Source organism: Nocardioides islandensis, from assembly GCF_015352455.1.
GTDB classification, from domain to species: domain Bacteria; phylum Actinomycetota; class Actinomycetes; order Propionibacteriales; family Nocardioidaceae; genus Nocardioides; species Nocardioides islandensis.
Genome location: NZ_JADKPN010000001.1, coordinates 519,497 through 540,784, shown reverse-complemented (window position 1 = coordinate 540,784; position 21,288 = coordinate 519,497). Strand labels below are relative to the sequence as shown.

General features: G+C 72.7%; 14 protein-coding genes. 7 read left to right on the top strand and 7 right to left on the bottom strand.

Features of this window, described 5'->3' with window-relative positions; translation table 11 throughout:
• Positions 1–59 precede the first annotated feature (59 nt).
• Complete coding sequence (gene murJ / locus ISU07_RS02580) at positions 60–1,748, bottom strand: murein biosynthesis integral membrane protein MurJ (RefSeq protein ID WP_323742382.1); 1,689 nt, start codon at positions 1,746–1,748, stop codon at positions 60–62.
• Positions 1,745–3,964 (bottom strand): DUF6049 family protein, encoded by a 2,220-nt coding sequence (locus ISU07_RS02575; protein WP_194705169.1) that lies wholly within the window; start codon positions 3,962–3,964, stop codon positions 1,745–1,747. The genes murJ and ISU07_RS02575 overlap by 4 nt, the downstream gene beginning before the upstream one ends.
• 113 nt (positions 3,965–4,077) lie before the next feature.
• On the opposite strand from ISU07_RS02575, the gene ISU07_RS02570 reads away from it, so the two are divergent.
• Genes ISU07_RS02570 through ISU07_RS02550 form a run of 5 tightly spaced genes read left to right on the top strand, consistent with a single transcriptional unit; the run spans position 4,078 to position 11,032 of the window.
• On the top strand, positions 4,078–5,508 hold the full coding sequence (locus ISU07_RS02570; RefSeq protein ID WP_194705704.1) for a CCA tRNA nucleotidyltransferase: 1,431 nt from the start codon (positions 4,078–4,080) through the stop codon (positions 5,506–5,508).
• Between the two features lie 13 nt (positions 5,509–5,521).
• Positions 5,522–6,835: a hypothetical protein gene (locus ISU07_RS02565; protein ID WP_194705168.1), complete on the top strand. Its 1,314-nt coding sequence runs from the start codon at positions 5,522–5,524 to the stop codon at positions 6,833–6,835.
• A 45-nt stretch (positions 6,836–6,880) separates the two neighbouring features.
• The gene (gene aceB, locus ISU07_RS02560) at positions 6,881–8,470 is read left to right on the top strand and encodes a malate synthase A (protein ID WP_194705167.1); all 1,590 of its coding nucleotides are present in this window, start codon (positions 6,881–6,883) and stop codon (positions 8,468–8,470) included.
• A 4-nt stretch (positions 8,471–8,474) separates the two neighbouring features.
• Positions 8,475–10,061, top strand: coding sequence for a long-chain-fatty-acid--CoA ligase (locus ISU07_RS02555; RefSeq protein WP_194705166.1), 1,587 nt, complete (start codon positions 8,475–8,477; stop codon positions 10,059–10,061).
• Positions 10,062–10,120: 59 nt separating this feature from the next.
• Positions 10,121–11,032: an alpha/beta fold hydrolase gene (locus ISU07_RS02550; RefSeq protein WP_228521236.1), complete on the top strand. Its 912-nt coding sequence runs from the start codon at positions 10,121–10,123 to the stop codon at positions 11,030–11,032.
• 375 nt (positions 11,033–11,407) lie between these two features.
• Here the strand turns inward: ISU07_RS02550 and ISU07_RS02545 are convergent, their stop codons facing one another.
• Positions 11,408–12,100, bottom strand: a complete 693-nt coding sequence (locus tag ISU07_RS02545) for a phosphatase PAP2 family protein (protein ID WP_228521087.1) — start codon at positions 12,098–12,100, stop codon at positions 11,408–11,410.
• Between the two features lie 109 nt (positions 12,101–12,209).
• Between ISU07_RS02545 and ISU07_RS02540 the strand changes: the two genes are divergently transcribed.
• Entirely contained in the window at positions 12,210–13,748 is a 1,539-nt protein-coding gene (locus ISU07_RS02540; protein WP_323742381.1) for an FMN-binding glutamate synthase family protein, read from the top strand.
• A gap of 1 nt (position 13,749) precedes the next feature.
• On the top strand, positions 13,750–15,471 hold the full coding sequence (locus ISU07_RS02535) for a thiamine pyrophosphate-dependent enzyme (protein ID WP_194705163.1): 1,722 nt from the start codon (positions 13,750–13,752) through the stop codon (positions 15,469–15,471).
• 14 nt (positions 15,472–15,485) lie between these two features.
• Here the strand turns inward: ISU07_RS02535 and ISU07_RS02530 are convergent, their stop codons facing one another.
• From ISU07_RS02530 to ISU07_RS02515, 4 genes are read right to left on the bottom strand one after another with little or no spacing between them, the layout of a single operon-like run.
• The gene (locus ISU07_RS02530; RefSeq protein ID WP_194705162.1) at positions 15,486–16,811 is read right to left on the bottom strand and encodes a guanine deaminase; all 1,326 of its coding nucleotides are present in this window, start codon (positions 16,809–16,811) and stop codon (positions 15,486–15,488) included.
• On the bottom strand, positions 16,808–17,641 hold the full coding sequence (xdhC, locus tag ISU07_RS02525) for a xanthine dehydrogenase accessory protein XdhC (protein WP_194705161.1): 834 nt from the start codon (positions 17,639–17,641) through the stop codon (positions 16,808–16,810). Before xdhC ends, ISU07_RS02530 begins: the two co-directional genes overlap by 4 nt.
• Positions 17,638–19,890: a xanthine dehydrogenase molybdopterin binding subunit gene (xdhB, locus tag ISU07_RS02520; RefSeq protein WP_194705160.1), complete on the bottom strand. Its 2,253-nt coding sequence runs from the start codon at positions 19,888–19,890 to the stop codon at positions 17,638–17,640. Before xdhB ends, xdhC begins: the two co-directional genes overlap by 4 nt.
• On the bottom strand, positions 19,887–21,275 hold the full coding sequence (locus tag ISU07_RS02515; protein WP_194705159.1) for a xanthine dehydrogenase small subunit: 1,389 nt from the start codon (positions 21,273–21,275) through the stop codon (positions 19,887–19,889). The genes xdhB and ISU07_RS02515 overlap by 4 nt, the downstream gene beginning before the upstream one ends.
• Positions 21,276–21,288: the final 13 nt, after the last annotated feature.

Here is a 21,288-nt window from a genome sequence, read left to right as displayed (position 1 = left end):
CCTCGACCTCGGCTGATGATCACCTCATCGTAGGTGCGGACGGTGCCCGGTCCGCGTCATCACCGGCGCCCCCTGCGCGTCACCCTGCTCGTCACCGTGTCGAGCACGGCCGTCACCTCGCCGATCCGGAGGGCCCGGGCCAGCACCAGGAACGCCGCGACGTCGACGCCGCCGACCGCGACCAGGCGCACCAGCGCCAGGAGGTGGCCCGGCTCGTCGCGTCCGGGCAGCACCCGGGCGACCAGCAGCGCCGCGGCCGTCGCCGCGGCCGTGACGAGCGCCAGCCGCACCAGGAACCGGACCAGCCGGGGTGTCCGCAGGCCGCCGAGCACGCGGCGCAGCACGAGGTAGGAGAGGACCGAGCCGACGGCGTACGACGCGGTGTAGGCGACGACCAGCGCGGGCGCGGTGTGCTCGGCGTCGGTGCGGGCGACCAGGACGACCGCGGCGAGGACGTTGGTGCCCGCCACCACGCACTGGATCCAGAAGACGGTGCGGTTGCGCTCGAGGGCGTAGAACCCGCGCAGCACGAGGTAGTGCACGGTGAAGAACACGACGCCGATGCCGAACAGCGACAGGGACAGGATGTAGAGGGTGTAGGTGCTCCGGGCCGCGCCGTAGTCCCAGAGCAGGACGGCCAGGTCCGGGGCGATCACCGGCAGCAGCACGGCGAAGGGCAGCACCACCGCCAGCGCGGTCCGCAGGACCCGTCCGAGGCTGGTGGCGAGGCCGGGCAGGTCGCGGGCGCTCGCCTGGGACGAGAGCAACGGCAGCATCGCGGTGGCCAGCGACACGGTGATGATCGCGTGCGGGACCATCACGATGAGGAACGTGTTGGCGTACACCGTGTAGCCGGTCGCCTCGGAACCACCTCGGGTCGTGCCCCCGGACGCGAGCCGGACGACGACGGCGTACGCCACCTGGTTGGCGATCACGAACAGCACGGTCCACAGGCCCAGCTGCAGCGTGTGTCCCAGGCCGGTGCCGCGGAAGTCGAAGCGCGGCCGGTAGTGGAAGCCCGCGGCGCGCAGGAAGGGCAGCAGGACCAGCAGTTGTACCGCGATGCCGAGCGTGGCGCCCAGGCCGAGCCACGCCTCCTGCCCGGAGGAGTACGCCGCCGAGAGGTCGGCCTGCGGAACGGGGCCGTAGTGGACGAGGTACCCGACCAGCACGACGACCGAGACCACGTTGTTGGCGATCGGTGCCCACATCATCGGGCCGAACCGGCGACGGGCGTTGAGGACCTGGCCGACCAGCGCGAACATCCCGTAGAAGAAGACCTGCGGCAGGCAGTACCGGGCGAACGCGACGATCGAGTCGCGCTGCTCGGCCAGCGCCGGCTTGTCGTAGTCCGAGGACAGGAACACGCTCATCACCCACGGCGCGGCGACGACGAGGACCACGCTCACGGCTCCGAGGAACAGCGCCGCCAGGGTGATGACCCGGTTGGTGTACGCCTCGCCCCCGTCGGCGTCGTTGCGCATCGACCGGACCAGCTGCGGCACGAGCACGGCGTTGAAGACCCCGCCGGCCAGCAGGATGTAGAGCATGTTCGGCACGGTGTTGCCGATGGTGAAGAGGTCGGCGTGCAGCACGTTGCCGATCGCCGCCGCGAGCAGCAGCGAGCGCAGGTAGCCGCTGAGCCGCGACACCATCGTGCCCGCGGCCATCACGGCGCTGGAGGCGAGGACGGAGTCGTCCCCCTCGTCGGCCCCGCCACTCGACGGGGACGGCTTGGACTCCGTCACGGTCCGGCCACGGGTTGTGGCTCCCGGGCGTCCGCGGCGCCCTCCGGCCCACCGCCGGGCGCCGGGTCGTCGCCGGGGTCGTCCCCGCCGGAGCCGCCGCCCCGGATCCGGCGGACCAGCCGCAGGATGATGGCGAGCAGCAGCAGGCCGCCGGCCAGGCCCATGATCAGCCAGATCACCCGGCTCACCTGGGCGGCGCGGACGGGCACCGTGTCGGAGGAGCCCAGCGGCCGTCCGTCGGGGTCGGCCAGGGAGATCGTCACGTTGTGCACGCCGAGCCGGTTGGTCGAGGCGCGCAGCAGCACGGTCGTCGCCGCGTCGGCGCCCAGGTCGAGCTTGGTGGGTGCGGTGATGTCCATCGGCGGCGAGGAGCTCGTCTGCACCTGCACCGAGACGGGTTCGTCCAGGCCGTTGGTGATCGTCACCGAGAAGCTGCCGTTGTCGCTGGACAGGATGACCCGGCGCGGGGCGGACACCGAGACCGAGTGGAGCTTGTCCTGCACCCAGCCGGCGGCGTCCTGGGTGGCGACCAGCGATCGCAGCTCGTCCTCGCGGGCGAAGTAGGAGACGTTCCCGAACGCCTCCGCCCGGATCCGCGCGGCCAGGTCCGACTCGTCGGCCAGCACCCCCTGCAGCCGCGTGGCCTCCTCGGTGAGCCGGTCGATCGCGGTGAACCCGTCCGGGTCGACCTCGTGGTTGCTCTGCCACTGCGGGTAGACGTACCGGTCCGCGGTCAGCGGCCGCGCCCGGACCGCCGTGGCGTCCGCCAGCGAGGTCAGCCGCATCCAGTTGACGTCCAGGCCCTGGAAGAACGCGGAGTAGTCCGGCCCGCCGGGCGGGCTCCAGCTGGGCGGGAACACCACGACGAGCGGTTGCCGGCCCGGCTCGGTCATCCGCAGGGCGGCCTCGCTGAGGATCCGCTGCCGGACCGCGACCGGCGCCAGCGGGTCGTCAGGGCCGGGACCGCCGTCGAGGACGTCGGAGGCGTACATGACCAGACGCTTGCCGTTGTACGACGCCACGGACGGCGCGCGGCCGCGCGCCACGCTCTTGTCGGCGACCAGGATCGTGGTGGCGGCGTCGGTGGCGGCCAGGGCCGCGTCGTCGAGGTGCCCGCTGGGTGCGGCGACGGCGGGAGTGGCGGGCAGGGTGCCCTGGGTGATCTGGGTGCCGGACCGGGCCTTGGCGTCGTTGTAGACCTGCAGGGAGCTCTTGGCCGCCGCGGCGACGTCCACGTCGCCCCAGGGGAGGGCGAGCACCTGCTTGCCGGACAACGCCTGCTGGAACCGGGCCAGCCACTGGGTGGCGACCCGGCTCGCCTCCTGCCGCTGGGGGCTGGCCGGGTCGGCGGTCTCGCCGGTGGCCGGGTCGGTCGGTGTCGTCGAGCCGTCGCCGGGTTCCCCGGCCCCGCCGCCGGTGTCGGTGTCGCGCACGACGAGCGGGCGCGCCGGGTTGCCGTTGTTGATCTTGCTGACGGCGTCCGGCACCGACGGGTCCACCAGCCACGTCAGCGGCCGGCTGCCGGCGGCCACCCCGAAGTTCAGGATCGACGACAGCTGGCCGCCCTCGTCGAGGGTGTCCAGCCAGCCGTCCTCACCGGCCACCCGGCCGTCGCGCTCGTGCAGCACCTGGTGCCGGACGGGCAGCACCAGCGCGGTGTCGATCGGTTCGCCGCGGCCCTGGCGCGGCACGTACGGGAGGAAGGTGCGCGCCCGGCCGTCGGCCACCGGGTCGCGGCCGGCCGGGCTGGTGCCGAGGGCGTGCACCCCGAACCAGTAGACGCCGGCCTCGTCGACGTCGAGGACCGAGACCGGGACGCGGTCGGTGTACCGCGCGGACGCGCCCGGGGCGAGCTCGGCGATCGTGTCGAAGGTGCCCGGGACGGTGATCCGGTCCCCGACGTACTCCTCCGACCCGCGGGTGCTCTCGAAGGCGAGGTCCGTGGAGTCGACGATCGGGTCGGCGCTGATGAAGGCGTGCACGTTGATCGCGGTCCAGGTCTCGTCGGACTGGTTGGTGACCAGGCCGCTGATCCGGACCTTGCCCTTCTCCGGGATCGAGGACGGCGTCAGCTGGTCGATGGAGATCGCCAGCGGCGCCTCGGTGGCGGAGGCCTGCGAGGCGGACGCGGACGCCGGTGCCACCGGCAGGGCGAGGAGGCCGAGGCCCCACACGACGGCCGCCAGGGCAGGCAGCAGCGTCGGGCGTCGGGGCACCGTCCGATGCTAGACCGCCGGGGAGTGCGGTCCGGGGACGACGAATACGGCCCCGTCCGGCGCGGCCACTACGCTGGACCCCCGTGTCCGCCACCGATCTGCCTCCCCTGCGGATGGCCGACGTCCAGGAGGCGGTGGGGCGCGAGCTGGACCGGATCGCGCCGGTGCTCGACCCGCTCGGCGACCTCTTCTCCTCGGCCGGGCACGAGCTGGCCCTGGTCGGCGGGCCGGTCCGCGACGCGATGCTCGGCCGGGCGCACAACGACCTCGACTTCGCCACCTCCGCCCGCCCCGACGACACCGAGCGGCTGCTGCGGAGCTGGTCGGACGCGGTGTGGACGATGGGTCGCGACTTCGGCACCATCGGCTGCCGGAAGGGGCCCTGGGTCGTCGAGGTGACGACGTACCGATCCGAGAGCTACGACCCGGCCTCGCGCAAGCCGAGCGTGGACTTCGGCGACACCCTCGAGGGCGACCTCGGCCGCCGCGACTTCAGCGTCAACGCGATGGCGGTGGCACTGCCCCGGCGCGAGTTCGTGGACCCGTACGGCGGCGTGGTCGACCTCGCGCACCGGCTGCTGCGGACCCCGGGACGGCCCGAGGACTCCTTCTCCGACGACCCGCTGCGGATGCTGCGGGCCGCCCGGTTCGCGGCCCAGCTCGGCTTCGCTGTGGACCAGGGCGTTGTCGCGGCGATGTCCGCGATGGCCGACCGCATCGACATCGTCTCCGCCGAGCGGATCCGTGACGAGCTCGTGAAGCTGGTGCTCGCGCCGTACCCCCGCGCAGGTCTCTCGCTCCTGGTGGAGACGGGACTGGCCCAGCGGGTGCTGCCCGAGCTGCCGGCCCTGGCGCTGGAGCGCGACGAGCACCACCGGCACAAGGACGTCTACGAGCACACGCTGACCGTGCTGGAGCAGTCGATCGACCAGGAGGGGCGGCTGGCCGACCTGACCGGCGGCGGGCCGGACCTCGTCTCCCGGCTGGCCGCGCTCATGCACGACGTCGGCAAGCCACGCACGCGCCGGTTCGTCGAGGGCGGGCAGGTCACCTTCCACCACCACGACGTGGTCGGCGCGAAGCTGACGCGGGCGCGGCTGCAGGCCCTGCGCTTCCCGACCGAGACGATCGACGCGGTCAGCAAGCTGGTCGAGCTGCACCTGCGGTTCCACGGGTACGGCGACGGCGAGTGGACCGACTCCGCCGTGCGGCGCTACGTCCGCGACGCCGGCGACCAGCTCGAGCGGCTGCACGTGCTGACCCGCGCGGACTGCACGACCCGCAACCAGCGCAAGGCCGAGCGGCTGCGGCGTACCTACGACGAGCTGGAGGCGCGCATCGCCCGGCTGTCGGAGGAGGAGGAGCTGGCCGCGATGCGGCCGGACCTGGACGGCACCCAGATCATGGACGCGCTGGGCATCGGGCCGGGCCCGGAGGTCGGGAAGGCCTACCGGTTCTTGCTGGATCTGCGCCTGGACCACGGGCCGATGGGCGAGGATGCGGCACGTGCCGCCCTCCTCGACTGGTGGGGCCGACAGGCCTGAGCCTCTCGGCCGGGTGGTGCTCGCCACGACCGCCGTCGTCGTGGCGTTCCAGAACCAGCAGTCCGCGCACCCGCTGGTGCAGGCGCTGCTGCTGACCGTCCTGTGCCTCCTCTCCGTGGCTGCCGCGTCCGGGCTCGGGCTCGCCCAGCGACTGCCGGGCCGGAGTGGCCTGGTCGTGGTCCAGGTGCTCGTCTCCCTGTGCGCGCTGCGCGCCGGCCACTTCGAGGCCGCTCTGTCGGTCGCGGGGCCGCCGGCGCTGGCCGCCGCCCTGTCGTGGGGCGCCGTGCTGGCGGCGCTGGTCGCGATCTGGGCCCGGGGCCCTCGGGCGGCCGTCGCCTTCTGGGTGACCCTGGCGCTCCAGGGCGTGATGCTGGCCCTGGTCGTGCACGCCACGCCGTACCTCGACGACGTCCCGCTCTACGTCACCGGCGGGCTGCACGACCTGGTGCACGGCCACCTGCCGTACGGCGGCAGCGTGCCGAACCCGTTCGACGCGCAGGAGACCGCGAGGTACCTGGCGCCCGAGCTGGTCCGCGACGGCCGGATCCTCATCGGCTTCCCCTACCTGCCCGGCATGCTGCTCGCGGAGGTCCCCGGGTACCTCGCCGGCGACTACCGCTACGGCCACCTGGCCGCGCTGCTGCTGCTCGTGGTCGTGTGGCGGCGGCTCTCCGTCGACCGGACGGGCCGGATGCTGGCGCTCCTCGCGGTGATGTCGCCGTACACCGCCCGCCTCGTCGGCGCCGGCTGGGTCGAGCCCCTGGTCATGCTCGGCGTCGGCGTCCTCGCGCTCGCCGTGGCTCGCGGCTGGGAGGCACGCGGGGTGCTGGCGATCGCGTTCCTGCTCGCGAGCAAGCAGTACGTCGCCCCGGTGGTGGCCTTCCTGGTGCCGGTGTGGCGGCGGCTGGGGCTGCGCGTGGTGGTGGCCGGGGTGCTGCTGGCCGGCGTGCTGACGCTGGTCTTCCTGGCCTGGGGGCCGCGCGACTTCTGGCACGACGTGGTGGCCACCCAGCCGCTCCAGCCGTACCGTCCCGAGTCGGTGTCCCTGATGGTCGCGCTCGGCAACGAGTGGGGCGTCCCGCCGTCGTGGGCTCTCACCGTGCTGCCGCTGGCCGGCGGGGTCCTGGTGTCCGCGCTCGTCGGCCTCCGCGGTCGGCCGGGTGCCACGACGAGCGCCGCCGCGCTGGCCCTGGGTGTCTTCGTGACCCTGCTGCTCTCCAAGCAGGCGTTCATGAACTACTACGCCACGGTCGTCGCCGGGCTGCTCACCGCCGCGATCGCCTGGCCGCGCGACGGGCACGGCGCGGTGGAGGGCGAAGCGGGCTGAGAACCGGCGGCGGCGCCCTTCGGCGGCTCGCCGTAGTCTGCGCGGATGGCGAGCATCGAGGTCACCGGTCCGTCCGTCGACCGGTCCGATGAGGTCCTCACCCCCGACGCCCTGGCCTTCCTGGCCGACCTGCAGCAGCGGTTCGGGGCCCGTCGGGACGAGCTGCTGGCCGCGCGGCGCGCCCGCCGCGAACGCATCGCATCCGGTGAGCGTCCCGACTTCCTCGCGGGGACCGCCGAGGTCCGGGCCGGCGACTGGAGGGTGGCGCCGCCGCCTCGCGACCTGCTCGACCGGCGCGTGGAGATCACCGGGCCGACCAGCCGCAAGATGGCGATCAACGCCCTCAACTCCGGCGCCCGGGTCTGGCTGGCCGATCTCGAGGACGCGAACACCCCGCACTGGCGCAACGTCGTGGAAGGGCAGGTGAACCTGGCCGACGCGGTGCGCCGGACGATCGCCTTCACCTCGCCGGAGGGGAAGGGCTACTCCCTGGCGGATCCCGACCACCTGCCGGTGATCCTGCCGCGGCCGCGTGGCTGGCACCTCGACGAGGCGCACCTGACCCTGGACGGCCGTCCCCTGGTGGGCGGGCTGGTCGACTTCGGCCTGTACTTCTTCCACAACGCGGCCGAGCAGCTCTCGCGGGGCAGCGGCCCCTACTTCTACCTGCCCAAGATGGAGAGCCACCTCGAGGCACGGCTCTGGAACGACGTGTTCACCTACTCCCAGCAGGCACTGGGGATCCCGCAGGGATCGGTGCGGGCGACCGTGCTCATCGAGACCATCACCGCGGCCTTCGAGATGGACGAGATCCTCTTCGAGCTGCGCGACCACGCCAGCGGCCTGAACGCCGGCCGGTGGGACTACCTGTTCAGCATCATCAAGAACTTCCGCGACGCCGACGGCTTCACGCTGCCGGACCGGAGCGCGATCACCATGAAGGCGCCGATGATGCAGGCGTACGCCGACCTGCTCGTGCGGACCTGCCACCGTCGGGGAGCCTTCGCCATGGGCGGCATGGCCGCGTTCATCCCGTCGCGGCGCGACGCCGCGGTCAACGAGGCGGCGTTCGCGAAGGTGCGCGAGGACAAGGAGCGCGAGGCGCGCGCCGGCTTCGACGGTTCGTGGGTCGCGCACCCCGACCTGGTGCCGGTGTGCGCCGAGATCTTCGACGGCGTGCTGGACGGCGACAACCAGGTCGCACGCCAGCGCGACGACGTACGGGTCTCGTCCTCCGACCTCCTCGATGCGGCGGCGACCCCGGGCGAGCGGACCTTGGACGGGCTGCGGCTCAACGTGAACGTCGGCATCGCCTACGTCGCCGCCTGGCTGGCCGGCAACGGCGCGGCCGCGATCCACAACCTCATGGAGGACGCCGCGACCGCCGAGATCTCCCGGTCGCAGATCTGGCAGTGGACGCACCACGCGGTCACGCTCGCGTCCGGCGAGGAGGTCACCCGCGAGCTCGTGGAGTCGGTCGTGGCCGAGGAGCTGGCCGGCCTGCGGGAGTCGGGCTGGTACGTCGACCACCTCGACACCGCCCGCGACGTCTTCGTGGCGACCGCCCTGGACGACGAGTTCGTCGACTTCCTGACGCTGCCCGCTTACGCCGAGGTCCTCGACGCAGGAGAGTGAGCGCATGGCCCAGCCGATCAGCCAGCCCGCCTTCCTGACCGACCGCCTCGAGCACTGGGCGGAGGTGAAGCCGGACGAGACCGCGGTGTCGTACCTGAACCGCTCGTGGACCTGGTCGCAGTGGTGGGACCGCGTGCGCCGGTTGGCGGGAGCCCTGCAGGACATGGGGATCGGGCGCGGCGACGTGGTCTCGTTCGTCGACAAGAACCACCCGTCGTGCGTGGAGCTCACGTTCGCCTGCTCGATGGTCGGCGCGGCCAACGCGATCGTGAACTTCCGGTTGGCCGGGGACGAGGTCGACTACGCCGTCAACGACGCCGGGTCGCGGATGCTGCTGGTCGGCAGCGAGCTGATGCCGCTCGTGGACGAGCTGCGGGACCGGCTGCCGCGGGTGGAGCGGGTGGTGGAGGTGACGCCGGACGGAGCGCCCGGCGACCAGTACGAACAGCTGCTGGCCGCTGCCACACCCATCGACCGCCCGCCGGACGTGACGAGCGACGACACCGTGCTCGTCATGTACTCGTCGGGCACCACCGGCCACCCCAAGGGCGTGATGCTCTCGCAGGCCAACATGCTCGCCCACACCGTGAACGCCCACGACGGCTGGGTGTTCGAGGAGGGCGACGTCAACCTGGTCGCGATGCCGCTCTTCCACGTCGGTGGCTCGTCGTACGTGCTCTTCGGGATCCACGACGGCGTCACCAGCATCATGACCCGTGACCCGGACGGGGCCTCGCTGGCCGGCGCGATCATGGCCGGGGCGAACCGGACGTTCCTGGTGCCGGCCGTGCTCGCCCAGGTGCTCCAGTCGGGTGAACAGGCGATCGCGGTGTTCGGGAGGCTGGGCACCTACACCTACGGCGCCTCGCCGATGCCGTTGCCCCTGCTGCGGGCGGCGATGAGCGCGTGGCCCGGGACCGACTTCATCCAGGTCTACGGGCTGACCGAGGTCGGCGGCGTGGCCACCCACCTGATGCCGGAGGAGCACCGGGCGGCGGCGGCCGGGGACCATCCCGAACGGCTGGTGTCGGCCGGCCGGCCGATCCCCCGGATGGAGCTGCGCATCGTCGACCCGGCGACGCTGGAGGACCTGCCGGTCGGCGAGCACGGCGAGATCTGGCTGCGCACTCCCCAGCTGATGAAGGGGTTCCTCGGCAAGCCGTCGGAGACCGCGGCCGTCGTGCTCTCCGACGGCTGGTTCCGCACCGGGGACATGGGCAAGGTCGACGAGGACGGGTTCGTGTTCGTCGAGGACCGGATCAAGGACATGATCATCAGCGGCGGCGAGAACATCTACTCGCCCGAGATCGAGCGGGTGCTGGCCGAGCACCCGGCCGTCATGGAGGTCGCGGTCATCGGCGTCCCGCACGAGAAGTGGGGCGAGACCGTCAAGGCGGTGGTGTCCCTCCAGCCGGACGCGTCGGCGACGCCGGAGGAGCTGATCGCCTACTGCCGCGAGCACCTGGCGGCGTACAAGTGCCCGACGTCCGTGGACGTCCTCGACGCACTGCCGCGAAACCCGACCGGCAAGATCCTCAAGCGCGACCTGCGCAGGCCCTACTGGGAGGGGCGCGACCGGTCCATCGTGTGACCGATGACTTTCCGTGCGGGCCGATGTCGAAGCCGGCGACGACCGTACGTCGCGTGAGCATGACCTCGACCAAGGAGACCCCGATGACCTCGACCACCACCGAGACCCTGCACCTGCCCGACGTCGACCTCGTCTACGACGTGCACGGACCCGTCCCGACCGCCGACGGACGGCCTCTGCTGTTCATGATCGGCCAGCCGATGCAGGCCGACGGCTTCACCGACCTGGCCGCTCAGTTCCCGGACCGCACCGTCGTCACCTACGACCCGCGCGGCCTGGGTCGCAGCGCGGTGCGCCGCGACGGTCGCCACGACCAGACCCCGCAGAACCAGGCGGCCGACCTGCACGCGCTCGCCGCCCACCTCGGGCAGGGTCGCGTCGACGTGTTCGGCTCGAGCGGCGGTGCCGTCGCCGGACTCACGTGGGTCTCGCTGCACCCCCGCGACGTCGCCACCCTCGTCGCCCACGAACCGCCCTCGACCTGGGCGCTCCCGAACGACGCCGAGGAGGCCGACCGCGCCTTCCGCGGTGTCCGGGAGGCCTACCAGGACCGCGGCTTCGGCGCCGGCATGGCCCAGTTCATCGCGCTGACGATGTGGCCGGGCGAGTTCACCGACGCCTACTTCGCCCAGCCGCCCGCCGACCCGGCGATGTTCGGGATGCCCACCGAGGACGACGGCAACCGCGACGACATGCTGCTCTCCGAGCGGGCCGTCACGGTGACGCGGTACGAGTACGACCTCGACGCCATCCGCTCGTCCGGTACCCGCGTCGTGCTCGGCGTCGGCGAGGAGACCGGCGACACGATCACCGCCCGCACGGCTCGCGCCGTGGCCGACAAGCTCGGCGCCGACGTCGCGATGTTCCCCAGCCACCACGGCGGCTTCGTCGGTGGCGGCCCCGAGAACCCGTACGCCGGCAAGCCGGTCGAGTTCGGCGTCACGCTGCACGAGGTGCTGGACGCGTCCTGAGGGTGGCTGTGCTGGGGTGCCGGTTTCGGCGCGATCGCGCGGAAATGGCAGGTTTCTCGGCCCGAGACTTGCAATAACCGCGCGATCGCACGATTTCCGGCACCCTCACGGCGGTGGCCCGCTGGGGTGCCCGTTTCGGCGCGATCGCGCGGGAATGGCAGGTTTCTCGGCCCGAGACTTGCAATAACCGCGCGATCGCACGATTTCCGGCACCCTCACGGCGGTGGCCCGCTGGGGTGCCCGTTTCGGCGCGATCGCGCGGAAATGGCAGGTTTCTCGGCCCGAGACCTGCAATAACCGCGCGATCGCACGATTTCCGGCACCCTCAGGCCCGGCCCCCCAGGGGTGCGGCGATCCGCACGGTTTCCGGCACCCTCAGACCCGGTCCCGCCTCGGCAGCACCAGCGCCGCGACGACCGCGAGCCACACCGAGGCGTAGACGACGCTGGTCAGCACGTCGGTGAGGTGGTGGGCGCCCTGGTACAGACGCGCCAGCACCGTCGCGACCGGTAGCAGGAGCAGCCAGACGAACCACCAGCGCGCGGAGCGGAAGTACGTCCAGATCAGCACCAGCGTGCCGACGCAGAAGACCAGGGCGGTGGCGGTGTGGCCGGACGGGAAGCTGGCGTTCGGGTCGAGGCCGGCGTCCAGGATCTTCACCGGCGGCCGGTCGCGGGTGATGAGGTGGGTGGCCACGAAGTAGTAGGCACCGAGCCCCGCCTCGAGGATCGCGACCAGCAGGATGGGGATCCAGGTGCGCCGGACCAGGCTGACCAGGATCCCGACGACCGTGAACGCCGAGGCGCCGACGATCGTCTCGCCGAGGAAGGTCCCGGCGTCGGCGTACGGTTCGAGCCCGGAGGTGCGCTCGTCGGCGAACCAGCGCGCGATGTCGTTGTCGGTCGGGTCGATCGACTTCTCGAGGGAATGGGTGAGCAGCCAGCCCCAGCCGACGAGCACCGCGCAGATCAGCACCCAGGCCAGCACGACGAGTCCCGCGGTCGCCGCCCACCCGCGCTTCCGGGGTTGCGTGGTACGCCGCTGGTCCGCCGTGCTCGTCAAGGACATCCCCGCATCCTGGCGGGGCCGCGCACCCGCCCACCACACACCCTTGGGTGGGTCACTCACCCCGACGGGTGCAAGGACCGGCGACCGCGGAGGGTTAGCGTCGACAGACGTGCCCTCCCTGTCCTCGGCGGTCTCCGCCGCCCTCGCAGGAGCCGCCGGTCTCGCGGTCGTCGCCGCTCACGACCTGCTCCAGCGCAAGCACTCGATCCTGCGCAACTACCCGGTCATCGGGCACGCGCGCTTCCTGCTGGAGGGCGTCCGGCCCGAGCTCCAGCAGTACTTCGTCGAGCGCAACTGGGACGGCCGGCCCTTCGACCGCGACATTCGCTCGATCGTCTACGAGCGGGCCAAGGGCATCGCCGGCGAGCAGGCGTTCGGCACCGAGCGCGACGTCAACGAGCCGGGCTACGAGTACCTCGTCCACTCCAGCCTCCCCGTCCCCGAGCCCGAGCAGCCGCCCCGCGTGACGGTCGGCGGACCCGACTGCACGCGGCCCTACTCCATGTCGCTGCTCAACGTCTCCGCGATGAGCTTCGGCGCGCTGTCGGCCAACGCGATCCGGGCGCTCAACCAGGGCGCCGCGACGGGCGGCTTCGCGCACGACACCGGGGAGGGCGGGCTCTCGCCGTACCACCTCGAGCACGGCGGCGACCTGGTCTGGGAGATCGGCACCGGGTACTTCTCCACCAGGACGAAGGACGGCGACTTCGACGCCGCCCAGTTCCGGGAGAAGGCGTCGTACGACGTCGTGAAGATGACCTCGCTGAAGCTCAGCCAGGGCGCCAAGCCGGGCATCGGCGGGGTGCTGCCCGCCGCGAAGGTGAGCCAGGAGATCGCGCAGATCCGCGAGGTGCCGCAGGGCGAGAAGTGCGTCAGCCCGTCCACGCACCGGGTGTTCACGACGCCCGTGCAGCTGATCGAGTTCGTCGCGCGGATGCGCGAGCTGTCGGGCGGCAAGCCGGCTGGGTTCAAGCTGTGCGTCGGCTCGCGGGTCGACGTGCTGGCGATGGTCAAGGCGATGCTCGAGGTCGGCACCACGCCGGACTTCATCATCGTCGACGGCTCCGAGGGCGGCACCGGAGCAGCGCCGCTGGAGTTCGAGGACCACGTCGGGATGCCGCTCACCTTCGGCCTGATGACGGTCCACAACGCGCTCGTGGGCGCGGGACTGCGTGACCGGGTGCGCGTCGGCGCCAGCGGCAAGGTCGCGGCCGGCAACGACATCGTCAAGCGGCTGATCCAGGGTGCGGACTACACCAACGCCGCCCGGGCCATGATGTTCGCCGTCGGCTGCATCCAGGCCCAGCGCTGCCACACCGACACCTGCCCGGTCGGCGTGACGACCCAGAGCGCACGACGCCAGCGGGCTCTCGTCGTCGGCGACAAGTCGGTCCGGGTCAAGCAGTTCCACGAGGCGACGGTCGCGGAGGCCGTGAAGCTGATGGCCGCGATGGGGGTGCGCGACCCCGCCGACCTCAGTCCGCACCAGCTGCGCCTGAACATCTCGCCGCACGAGAACCGGTCGTACGCCGAGCTGTACGAGTGGCTCGAACCCGGCGAGCTCCTCACCGACCCGCCCGAGTCCTGGGCCGGCGACTGGGCCGCCGCCTCGGCCGACACCTTCCGACCGACCTCCAGGAGGACCTGACATGCCGACCGTCGCCAGCTCGATCGTGACCGCCCTCGCCGAGCACGGCGTCACCCAGGTGTGGGGCGTCGTCGGCGACGCCCTCAACCCGGTGACCGAGGCGATCCGCACCGAGGATCGGGTCGAGTGGGTCGGCGTACGTCACGAGGAGGCCGCCGCCTTCGCCGTCAGCGCGCAGGCCCAGCTCACCGGCCGGATCGGCGTCTGCATGGGCACCGTCGGCCCAGGGTCGATCCACCTGCTCAACGGCCTGTACGACGCCAAGAAGTCGCACGCGCCGGTGCTGGCGATCTGCGGACAGGTCCCGAGCGAGGAGCTGGGCAGCGACTTCTTCCAGGAGGTCGACAACGACCGGCTGTTCGCGGACGTGGCCGTGTACTGCCGGACCGTCACCTCGCCCGCCCAGCTGCCGCTGATGCTGGAGCAGGCCGTCAACGCGGCGTACGCCGAGCAGGGGGTCGCGGTGCTCACGCTGCCGGGCGACCTCGGCGACCAGGAGCTGCCCAAGCATGCGCGGCCGGCGACCTTCGCGCCGCCCGGCCGCTGGGCCTCGGCGTCCGAGGACCAGCTCGCGACCGCCGCCGAGGTGCTGAACGGCGCGTCGTCGGTCACCCTGCTCGTCGGCCGCGGCGCGCGCGAGGCGCGCGACCGCGTGCTCACCCTGGCCGAGACGCTGCAGGCGCCGATGGTGCTGACGCTGAAGGCCAAGGAGGGGCTCGAGCACGACAACCGGTTCCAGGTCGGCCAGTCCGGGCTGATCGGCAACCCGGCGGCGGCCGGCGCGATGGACGACGGCGACGTGCTGTTCCTGCTCGGCACCGACTTCCCGTACCGCGACTGGTACCCGACCGGGAAGACCGTCATCCAGCTCGACGCCCGGCAGGCCCACGTCGGCCGGCGCACGTCGGTCGCACACGCGCTGGTCGGCGACGTCGGGGAGACACTTCGTGCGCTGGTCCCGCGGCTCACCGCGCGGACCGACAGCGCGCATCTCGACAAAGCCGTGGCGGCGTACGACGACTGGCACGCGCGTCAGGAGTCGCTGCTCGACCCGCACCACGACTCGACGCTGATCGGCAAGGTGCGCGCGGTGTTCGACAACCCCGACGACCGGATCCGGCCCGAGGCGGTGGCGGCCACCGTCGACCGGCACGCGGCGCCGGACGCGGTGTTCACCACCGACACGGGGATGTCGACGGTGTGGCTGTCGCGGTTCGTGACGATGAGCGACCGGCGGCAGCTCGTCGGCTCCTACAACCTGGGGTCGATGGCCAACGCCCTGCCCCAGGCCCTCGGCGCACAGGCTCTGGACCGCTCGCGGCAGGTCATCTCCTTCAGCGGCGACGGGGGCCTGATGATGCTGCTCGGCGACCTGCGGACCGCGGTGACCTACCGGCTGCCGCTCACCGTCGTGGTCTTCGACAACGGCCGGCTGGGCATGGTGAAGCTCGAGCAGGAGCAGGGCGGCCTGCCGGAGTTCGGCACCGAGCTCGACAACCCCGACCTCTGTGCGGTCGCCCTCGCCATGGGCCTGCAGGCCCGCCGGGTCACCGACCCCGCGTCCCTGGACGAGGCCGTCGCCTGGGCCCTCGGCACCGACGCCCCGACCCTGCTCGACGTCGTCACCAACCCCGACGAGGTCTCCGTACCTCCCAAGCCGACGCTCGCCCAGGGCTGGGGCTTCGCGATCGCCAAGTCCAAGGAGGCCCTGGAGTCGCGCTGACCTCTCGCGATTCGTCAGCGATCGTCCGGGTCGCCGCCGCGGGACGTCTGCTGACGAATCGGGGAGCCGGCCACCCAGGTCTGGCGGACGTCGGCCGGGGTCGCCAGCGCGAACGCCTTGGCCAGCGCGTCGTCGGGGGAGTCGGCGTGCCGCAGCGCCACGTCGAGGGTGGTGCCGGGCTCGGGACGCAGCCAGAGCGCGTCGTACTCCTTGCCGACCTCGAAGTCACCGATGACGTCGGCAAGGCCGAGCGCGTCGGCGCCGGCGGCGGTCGCCAGGTGGAGCAGGTGGCCGGCGGTGAGACGGTGCCCGTCGCGGCCCTGGAGCTGCTGGCAGAAGTACGCCTGCAGGCCCTCCTTGAACAGCGAGAAGCCCGTGCCCGCGCCGACGTCGGAGCCGAGGGCGACGCGCACGCCGTAGGCCAGGTGCGCCCCGAGCGAGAACAGCCCGCTGCCCAGGGCGGCGTTGCTGGTGGGGCAGTGTGCGACCGCCACGCCCCGCTGCGACATCAGCCGCAGCTCGCCCCGGGTGGGGTGCACGTCGTGGGCGAGGACCGAGCGCGGGCCGAGGAGGTCGTGCTTGTCGTACGTCGTGGCGTAGTCGCAGCCGAACAGGTCGCGGACGCCGCGGATCTCCTCGGGGTTCTCGTTGATGTGGGAGGTGAACCAGGCGTCGGGCACGTCGCGCAGCAACGCGCCCGCCGACTCGAGCAGCGGGTCGGTGCAGGAGAGGGAGAAGCGCGGGGTGACGGCGTACCTCGTGCGGCCAGCTGGGTTGCCCGCCCCGTGCCACCGCTTCGCGAGCTCGGCGCCCTCGGCGTACGCCCGGTCGGGGTCGGTGAACAGGTCGGCGCGCAGGATCCGGTCGCTGAGGACCAGCCCGCTGGTGATGCGCAGCCCGACGCGGGTGGCCTCCTCGAACAGCGCGTCGACCGCGCCGGCGAAGTGGCTGCCGAACACCAGCGCCGTGGTCGTGCCCGCGCGCGCCAGCCCGTCGAGGAAGTCGGCCGCGACCCCGGCGGCGTACGTCGTGTCCGCCAGGCGCGCTTCCTCCGGCAGGGCGCAGCGCTCGAGCCAGTCGAGCAGCGGCATGCCGAGCCCGCCGATCGCCCGTACCTGCGGGAAGTGCACGTGGGTGTCCACGAACCCGGGCAGCACCAGGCCGCCCGTGAGGTCGACGACCTCGTCCGCGGGGTGGTCGCGCAGCAGGTCGTCGGCCGGGCCGCGGGCGGCGATGACGCCGTCGCGGACCAGCACTGCCGCGTCCTGGTCGGCGCGCAGGTGGTGGCCCTTGAAGGGGCTGAGCGGGGTGTCGACGAACGTGCCGCGGTAGACGGTCATGCCCCGTGGCGACCCTGGCGGGCGCCCTCGCGCTCGAACGCCGCCAGCAGCGCGGCCGCGACCGAGACGGCGATGGACGCGGGCTCCTTGCTCGTCGTCACGCCCGGCATCCCGATCGGCAGGGTGATCCGCGCGACGGCACTCTCGTCGTGTCCGTCGGCGAGCAGCTGCGCCCGGAAGCGCGCCCCCTTGGCGCTCGACCCGATGAGCCCGATCGGCCCGAGGTGGTCGAGCCGGATGGCCGCGTCGCACAGGGCGACGTCCTCGGCGTGGTCGTGCGTCATGACCAGGACGTGGGTGCCGCGCGGCAGCTCGGCCAGCACCAGCTCGGGGAGCACGGGGACGGGGTGGACCTGCACGTTCGCCACGGCATCGGCGAGCGGAGCCATCGCGGCCGCGTCGAGGTGCTCGGTCCGCGAGTCGACCAGGTGCAGGTCGAGGTCGTGACGCGCCAGGATGCGCGCGAGCTCCAGCCCGACGTGGCCGACGCCGAAGATGGCGACGCTGGGGACGACGGGGAGCGGCTCGAGCAGGACGGACACCTCGCCGCCGCAGCACTGCACGCCGTGCTGCAGCGGCGCCTTGTCGGAGAGATGGCTCTCGAACGTCTCCGGTCTCGGGCCGTCGGTCCCCAGCAACGCCCGCGCGCGGCGTACGGCCTCGGCCTCCAGGTTGCCGCCCCCGATGGATCCGGTCGTCGTCGTGGCTGTGACGACCATCTTGGCCCCGGCGTCGCGGGGCGCGTGGCCGCGGACGTCGGTGACGGTGACCAGGACGCCGGCCTCGCGGCGCGCGCGGAGGTCCGCGACCGCCTGCCACCAGGTGCTCATGAGCGCCGTGCCCGGTCGAGCGCCCAGTAGACGGCCTCGGGTGTGGCGGGCGACGCCAGCTCGACGCTCACGCGATCGGGCCCGAACGCCGCGCACGCCGCCCGGATCGCCTCGCGGACCGAGAACGCCAGCATCAGCGGCGGCTCGCCGACCGCCTTGGAGCCGTACACCGCGCCGTCCTCGTGCGCCCGCTCCAGCAGGGCGACGTTGAAGACGGGCGGCATCTCGGAGAAGGAGGGGATCTTGTACGTCGAGGCGGCTCGCGTGGTCAGCCGGCCGTCGTCCGGGTCCCAGCGCAGGTCCTCGAGGGTCAGCCAGCCCGCGCCCTGCACGAACCCGCCCTCGATCTGTCCGAGGTCGACCAGTGGCGAGAGCGAGTCGCCGACGTCGTGCACGATGTCGACGCGTCGCGTGGTCGTCGCGCCGGTGAACCCGTCCACCTCGACCTCGGCGACGGCCGCGCCGTAGGCGAAGTACTTGAACGGCGTCCCCGTCATCGTCTTCACGTCCCAGGACAGCCCCTCGGTCCGGTAGAAGCCGGCCGCCCAGAGCTGCACGCGCTGGTGGTAGGCGAGGGTGACCAGCTCCTCCCACGACAGGTCCGGGTTGGCCGCGCGGACCGGCTGCAGCCGGGTCATGATCTGCTCGCAGGCGTCCTTCACCGCGCCGCCGTTGAGGTCGGCGCCGGCGCTGGCCGCGGTGGCGCTGGTGTTCGGCACCTTGTCGGTGCGCGTCGGCGCGAGGCGCACCCTGCTCAACGGCAGCCCGAGGGCGGTCGCGGCGACCTGGAGCATCTTGGTGTGCAGGCCCTGGCCCATCTCGGTGCCGCCGTGGTTGATCAGCACCGAGCCGTCCTTGTAGACGTGCACCAGCGCGCCGGCCTGGTTGAACGCCGTGAAGTTGAAGGAGATCCCGAACTTCACCGGCGTGATCGCCAGGCCGCGCTTGGTGTGCGGGTGCTCGACGTTGTACGCCGCCACCTCGGCCCGGCGGCGTACGAGCTCGCTGGTCTCGGTGACCTGGTCCCACGCGGCGACCATGCGCTCGGGGTGGCGGACGGGCTGGCCGTACGGCGTGGCCTGGCCGTCGGCGTAGAAGTTGCGGCGGCGCAGCTCCTCCGGCGCGATGCCGAGCAGGGGTGCGACCCGTCCGATGATGTCCTCGGTGACGAGCATCCCCTGCGGACCGCCGAAGCCGCGGAAGGCCGTCTGCGAGGTCTTGTTGGTCTTCGCGATGCGGCCGTGCACGCGGATGTGCGGGATCCAGTAGGCGTTGTCGACGTGGCACAGCGCGCGCGACAGCACCGGCTCGGAGAGGTCGAGGCTCCAGCCGCCGTCGGAGGTGAGCGTGGCGTCGAGTGCGACGAAGCAGCCGTCCTCGTCGAAGCCGGCCCGCCACGTCGCGTGGAAGCCGTGCCGCTTGCCGGTCATCGTCATGTCCTGCTGGCGGGTCAGCCGCACGCGGACCGGTCGGCCGGTGATCGTGGCACCGAGGGCGGCGACCGCGGCCAGCCCGTGCGGCTGCATCTCCTTGCCGCCGAACCCGCCGCCCATCCGCAGGCACTGCACGGTGACCTGGTTGCTCGGGACGCCGAGCACGTGCGCGGTGATCTCCTGCGTCTCGGTGGGGTGCTGCGTGCTCGACTGGACGAACACCTGGCCGTTCTCGTCGACGGTCGCCAGCGAGCAGTGCGTCTCCAGGTAGAAGTGCTCCTGCCCGGCGAACTCGATCTCGCCCTCGAAGACGTGGGTCGCGTCCGCCAGCCCTGCCTCGACGTCGCCGCGGGCCATCACCGGGCGTGCGCCCTGGAAGCTCTCCTGCGCGATCGCGTCGGTCACGGTGACGATGGCGGGCAGGGGCTCGTAGTCGACCTCGACCGCTGCCGCCCCTCGCCGCGCGGCCTCGAGGGTCTCGCCGAGCACCCAGCACACCGCGTGCCCGTGGTACATCACCTCGTCGGGGAAGAGCGGCTCGTCGTGCTTGATGCCGGCGTCGTTGGTGCCCGGGACGTCGCGCTGGGTGAGCACGCGCACGACGCCGGGCACGTCGTAGGCCAAGCTCTCGTCGAGCCGGGTGATGCGCGCGTGGGCGTGCGGCGCCTGCACGGGGTGGGCGTGCAGGGCGCCGTGGTGGCGGAGCACGAGGTCGTCGGTGTAGAGCGCGTGCCCGGTCACGTGCAGCGCCGCGCTCTCGTGCGGCATCGTCTCGCCGACGACGGCGTTCGCGGGACGCTGACTCAGGCTCGTCATGACGCGGCCAGCTTGCGCAGGGCGTTGCCGAGCATGGCGCGGCGGTACGTCGCGCTGGCCCGCATGTCGTCGATCGGGGTGCCCTCGGCGGCGAGCACCTGAGCGGCCCGCTCGACGGTCTCGTCGTCCCACGGCCGCCCTTCGAGGGCCTGCTCGGTCGCGGTGGCGCGGATCGGGGTCGCGGCGACGCCGCCCAAGCCGATGCGGGCCCGGGTCACCGTGCCCTCGGCGATGTCCAGCGCGAAGGCCACGGCCACGCTGCTGATGTCGTCGAACGGCCGTTTCGCGATCTTGTGGAACGCCGTGGTGGTGGGAGCCGGCAACGGGACGACGACCTCCGTGATCAGCTCACCGGGCCTGCGGACCGACTCCCTGTAGCCGGTGAAGTACGCGCTCAACGGCACCGTCCGCTCGCCCTCACCGGAGGCGAGCACGACGCTCGCGTCCAGCGCGAGCAGCACGGGCGGGGCGTCGCCGATGGGCGAGCCGGTGCCGAGGTTGCCGCCCAGCGTGGCGCCGTTGCGGATCAGCCGGGAGGCGAAGTTCGGGAACAGGCCGGCCAGCAGGGGCAGCCTCCCCTCCAACCGGCGCTCGACCTCGGACAGCGTGAGGGCGGCGCCGATGCGGAGCTCGTCGTCGCCGACGGTCCAGGTGCGCAGCTCGTCGAGGCGGTCGACGGCGAGCACCATCCGGGCGCGCGAGCCCTTGAGGTTCACCTCGACGCCCCAGTCCGTGGAGCCGGCGACGACGGTCGCGTCGGGCTGCTCGGCCAGGAGCTCGATCGCGTGGGTGAGGTCGAGCGGCCGGACGAACATCGCCTCGGGGTCGTGCAGCCGGGTGGGTACGGCGGCCGGCGGGAGCGCCGTACGTCGGCCGGCGATCGCGTCGTCGGCGGCCGGGGACCCGAGGGCGTCGGCGGCGTCCTTGATGGGGCGGTAGCCGGTGCAGCGGCAGAGGTTGCCGCTCAGTGCGTGGAGGTCGAAGCCGTGCCCGTCCTCGCCGCGGCCCTCGCGGTAGTACTCCGCGGCCATGCTGCAGACGAAGCCCGGCGTGCAGTAGCCGCACTGCGACCCGCCGCGTACTGCCATCTCGTGCTGCACGGGGTGCAGGTCCTCGGGGCTGCCCAGGCCCTCGGCGGTGACGACCTCCTGCCCGTCGTAGGCCGCCGCCGGCACCAGGCAGGAGTTGATCGCCGTCCACTCCGTCGCGTCCGACCCGTCGGCCGCCGGCCGCGCGACCATGACCGCGCACGCCCCGCACTCGCCCTCGGCGCAGCCCTCCTTCGCACCGGTCAGCCCGCACGCGCGCACGAAGTCCAGCAGGTTGGTGTGCAGCGGCACGCCCTCCAGCGGGCGGTGCTCCCCGTTGACCACGATCCCGGCCATCGCACCTCCCGTC

What these genes read in the sequence shown, in the direction of transcription:
- ISU07_RS02550 (WP_228521236.1), top strand. Translation starts at nt 10,121, where the DNA reads ATGACCTCGACCAAGGAGACCCCGATGACCTCGACCACCACCGAGACC.
- ISU07_RS02545 (WP_228521087.1), bottom strand. Translation starts at nt 12,100, where the DNA reads ATGTCCTTGACGAGCACGGCGGACCAGCGGCGTACCACGCAACCCCGG.
- ISU07_RS02570 (WP_194705704.1), top strand. Translation starts at nt 4,078, where the DNA reads ATGGCCGACGTCCAGGAGGCGGTGGGGCGCGAGCTGGACCGGATCGCG.
- xdhB (WP_194705160.1), bottom strand. Translation starts at nt 19,890, where the DNA reads ATGACGAGCCTGAGTCAGCGTCCCGCGAACGCCGTCGTCGGCGAGACG.
- ISU07_RS02530 (WP_194705162.1), bottom strand. Translation starts at nt 16,811, where the DNA reads ATGACCGTCTACCGCGGCACGTTCGTCGACACCCCGCTCAGCCCCTTC.
- ISU07_RS02515 (WP_194705159.1), bottom strand. Translation starts at nt 21,275, where the DNA reads ATGGCCGGGATCGTGGTCAACGGGGAGCACCGCCCGCTGGAGGGCGTG.
- ISU07_RS02535 (WP_194705163.1), top strand. Translation starts at nt 13,750, where the DNA reads ATGCCGACCGTCGCCAGCTCGATCGTGACCGCCCTCGCCGAGCACGGC.
- aceB (WP_194705167.1), top strand. Translation starts at nt 6,881, where the DNA reads ATGGCGAGCATCGAGGTCACCGGTCCGTCCGTCGACCGGTCCGATGAG.
- ISU07_RS02555 (WP_194705166.1), top strand. Translation starts at nt 8,475, where the DNA reads ATGGCCCAGCCGATCAGCCAGCCCGCCTTCCTGACCGACCGCCTCGAG.
- xdhC (WP_194705161.1), bottom strand. Translation starts at nt 17,641, where the DNA reads ATGAGCACCTGGTGGCAGGCGGTCGCGGACCTCCGCGCGCGCCGCGAG.